This is a genomic window from Beijerinckia sp. L45, from assembly GCF_009765775.1.
Lineage (GTDB): Bacteria > Pseudomonadota > Alphaproteobacteria > Rhizobiales > Beijerinckiaceae > RH-AL1.
On sequence record NZ_LMUU01000120.1, the window covers coordinates 1 to 1,467 of the forward strand.

The 1,467-nt window shown below is 68.2% G+C and carries 1 protein-coding gene; it reads right to left on the reverse strand.

The genetic code is table 11. From position 1 onward, the window contains the following. On the reverse strand, positions 1 to 1,467 hold a 1,467-nt coding region (gene infB / locus GSQ79_RS12785; RefSeq protein WP_158809098.1), incomplete at both ends, for a translation initiation factor IF-2.

Here is a 1,467-nt window from a genome sequence, read left to right on the forward strand (position 1 = left end):
CCTTGATGACGAGCGGGAATTCCTTGCGGCCCGCCGTCTTCAGCTGGCTCATCATGTCGACGAGCGAGGAGCGCATGCCGCCGACACGGGCGGCGGCAACTTCCCGCTTCACGCGATCGCGATATTCCGTGATCTCGCGGGCGCGGCTTTCGCTCTCGACGACGCCGACGCGATCACCGGCTTCCGGCGAGCCGGAGAAGCCGAGCACTTCCACGGGCACCGAGGGGCCGGCCGAAGCCAGCGTCATGCCGGTGGCGTCGAGCAGGGCGCGGACGCGGCCCCACTGCGTGCCGGCGACGATGAGATCGCCGACCTTGAGCGTACCGCGCTGGACGAGCACGGTCGCGACCGGGCCACGGCCACGGTCGAGGCGGGCCTCGATCACGGTGCCTTCGGCCGGACGATCCGGGTTGGCCTTGAGGTCGAGCAACTCGGCCTGCAGCGCGATCATCTCGAGCAGCTTGTCGAGGTTGGTGCCCTGCGTGGCGGAGACTTCGACTTCGATGGTGTCGCCACCGAGGGTTTCGACCTGAACCTCGTACTGCAGCAATTCGCTGCGCACGCGCTCGGGCTTGGCCCCCTGCTTGTCGATCTTGTTGATCGCCACGATCATCGGAACGCCCGCCGCCTTGGCGTGGGCGATGGCTTCCGCCGTCTGCGGCATGACGCCGTCATCGGCAGCCACGACCAGCACGACGATATCCGTCACCTGGGCGCCACGGGCGCGCATCGCGGTGAACGCGGCGTGGCCGGGGGTGTCGATGAAGGTGATCGGCAGGCCTGCTGGCGTGACGATCTGGTAGGCGCCGATGTGCTGCGTGATGCCGCCGGCTTCGCCGGTGACCACGTGCGTCTTGCGGATCGCGTCGAGCAGCGAGGTCTTGCCGTGATCGACGTGGCCCATGATGGTCACGACGGGCGGACGCGGCAGAGCGTGGTCGTCCTGGATGTCCGGGGTATCGAACAGGCCTTCTTCGACGTCGGCCTCGGCGACACGCTTGACGGTATGGCCCAGCTCCTCGGCGATCAGCTGCGCGGTATCGGCATCGATCACGTCGTTGATGGTGGCCATCTGGCCCTGCTTCATCAACATCTTGATGACGTCGACCGAGCGCTCCGACATGCGGTTGGCGAGATCCTGAATGGTGATCGTCTCGGGCAGAATCACCTCGCGGAGCAGCTTTTCCTTCTGGTCATGGACATGACCCTTCAGGCGCTGCGTCCGACGGCGGAAGGCGGCGACGGAGCGGGTGCGCTCGTCCTCGCCACCGGTCGCGCTCGACACGGTGAGACGGCCACGGTCCTTCTGCGCGGCGCCGCGGGTCGGACGCGGCGGCAGCACCACTTTCGTCGGCATGCCGGGGCGGCGGATGATCCGCTTGGCCTCTTCCTCGTCGTTCGGACGCGCGCCGGCTGTGGTGCCGGCTGGGGCGCCGACCATCGGGCTGGCGGGGCTGAGCGTGCCGG